The organism is Micromonospora sp. NPDC002411 (assembly GCF_053592955.1).
In genome coordinates this window covers 1-2,432 of the sequence record NZ_JBSFBM010000570.1, presented here as the reverse complement: position 1 = coordinate 2,432, position 2,432 = coordinate 1, and the positions used below count along the sequence as shown (strand labels likewise).

Here is a 2,432-nt window from a genome sequence, read left to right as displayed (position 1 = left end):
GAGCGCCGGGCGACACGTAGCTGACCTTGCCGGTCACGTCGGTGATCAATACAGCGGCAGCCAGGCCACGGCCGACCAGTTGGGCTGCCGCGACGTTCAGGTTGAACCGGTCACCCCACTGCTGACCGGCGGAGAGCGTCGCGTTGCAGTTGCCGGTGCCCGGGTTTCCGGTGGTGGGCGGGGTGGTCGGGTTGCCGCCGCCGCCCTCCCAGACGGTGATGTCGGAGCTGCCCTGGCTCTGGTAGCCCTCGGTCGCCATGATCTGGTAGGCGTGGTTGCTGCCGAGGTTCAGGCCGGCGCGGGCCCAGGCGTCGAAGTGGTTGGCGGTGGTGATGGTGCCGCTCGACCGCTTCTGCTGGCGGACGCTCCAGTACTGGTAGAACGTCTGGTTGCCGTCGATCGACGGGGCGTTGACCCGCTGGCTGCGCAGGATGTCGTACGTGCCGCCGTCGGTGGTGACGGTGCCCATCCGGGTGGCGCCGCTGCTCGGGTTGTAGCTACCGAAGTTCTCCACCACGTAGTACTCGATGAGCGGGTTGCGCGTCCATCCGTACAGGGCGAGGTAGGTGTTGTTGTTGCCCGGGTTGTAGCTGCCCGAGTAGCTGACGGTCCGCCGGTTGCCGGTCGCCCAACCCTTGCCGCCGACCCAGTTGTTGGTGCTCCGGTCCCAGCTGCTGGAGTAGCGACCGTCGGCACGCAACGTCATGCTGGCGTTGCCGCTGTCCTTCCAGAACGAGAAGTAGTACCCGTTGTGGGTGCCGGTGAGGTTCGAGGTGAGCGTCCGGTCCGCCTCGGCGTACGCGTTGGTGGCCGTCATCGTGCCGGCGACGGCCACGACGACGGCGCACGCGGCGCCGAGGAGCAGCCGTAGCCGGCCGCGCCTCTGTGGTGCGATGGAGATGTGGCTGGTGTCGCTCATGGACGTGTTTCCTCCTCGTGACGGCTGGCGGGGGGCCAGCAATGCGGCACGTCTCGGCTGGCTGCCGGTGGTCGGGTGGCGGCCACTGTCGTCGTACCGCGTGGTGGTGGTTGACCGGTCGTCCTGCACGACGAGCGGAGGAGTGGTTCGCGGTGGTGGTGCCGACGGCAATTGAACGCCGTCGATGGCGACCGTATTAACCTGGCCGTCGCCTTGTCAACAATTTCCGGAAACATGGCGGTAGGCCGGCGACGGCCGGTGGGTTGCCGCAGGGTGACGTCTCGCCAGGTCAGTAGTCGATCAGCGCCGTCCGAACGCCGTAATGATCGTTCTGGACGCGCGGATGATTAGCCGAAAACTTCCGAACACTTTCCGGACCGTAATCATCCGATGATCGGCGTCGTGCTGGGGCGAGCGGGGACGGGTCAGCGGGACCGGCCGGCGTTGAGCCGTGCGGCCTGGCGGGTCAGGTGGTCGCGCTCGGCGAGGTTGGGCGCCTTCCGGGCCGCCTCGACGTACAACAGTGCCGCCGTCGTCACATTGCCGTCGCGTTCGTGCAGGTACGCCGCCACCGCCGCGTACCGGGGCAGGGACTCGTCCACCCCCGCGAGTGCCGCGAGGCCGGCTCGCGCGCCATCGGCCTCGCCGACGGCCACCGCGCGGTTGAGTCGGACGACAGGACTGTCGGTCAGGCGGGCGAGTTCGTCGTACCACTCGACGATCTGCACCCAGTCGGTCTCCTCGGCGGCGGGAGCGTCCGCGTGCAGTGCCGCGATGGCGGCCTGGGCCTGGAACTCGCCCAGCCGATCGCGGGCGAGAGCCGCCTGGAGGATCGTGACGCCCTCGGCGATCGACTCGGTGTCCCACCGGCTGCGGTCCTGTGCGGCCAGTGGCACCAGGCTGCCGTCGGGCGCGGTGCGGGCGGCGCGCCGGGCGTGGTGGAGCAGCATGAGGGCGAGCAGCCCGGCCACCTCGGGATGGTCGATCGCCGCCTGGAGTTGTCGGGTCAGCCGGATGGCCTCGGCGGCGAGGTCGACGTCGCCGGAGTAGCCCTCGTTGAAGACCAGGTAGAGGACGCGCAGCACGGTCGCGACGTCGCCGGGCTGGTCGAACCGCACCCCGGAGACGGTGCGTTTCGCCCGACTGATGCGCTGCGCCATGGTCGCCTCGGGGACCAGGTAGGCGTGCGCGATCTGCCGGGTGGTCAGACCTCCGACCGCGCGCAGCGTGAGCGCGACAGCCGACGACGGCGTCAGCGACGGGTGGGCGCACAGGAAGTAGAGCCACAGCGTGTCGTCCACCGCCGAAACGGGCCCCGGTGCCGGTTCCTCGTCGACGGCGTCCTCACGTCGGCGGCGTGCCGCGTCCGCCCGGGTCGCGTCGAGGAACCGGCGCCAGGCCACGGTGACCAGCCAGCCCTTCGGGTCCCGCGGCGGGTCGGCCGGCCAGACGCGAACCGCCTCGACCAGCGCGTCCTGCACGGCGTCCTCGGCCGCCGCGAAGTCGACTCCGC

General features: G+C 70.1%; 2 protein-coding genes. Both read right to left on the bottom strand.

What is annotated here, in order from left to right; all coding sequences use genetic code 11:
* Window positions 1–919, bottom strand: a 919-nt coding sequence (locus ACWCO3_RS33980) for a glycoside hydrolase family 11 protein (RefSeq protein ID WP_450014057.1), incomplete at its 3' end; no start/stop codon positions are given.
* Between the two features lie 425 nt (window positions 920–1,344).
* Window positions 1,345–2,432, bottom strand: a 1,088-nt coding sequence (locus ACWCO3_RS33975; protein WP_450014056.1) for an RNA polymerase sigma factor, incomplete at its 5' end; no start/stop codon positions are given.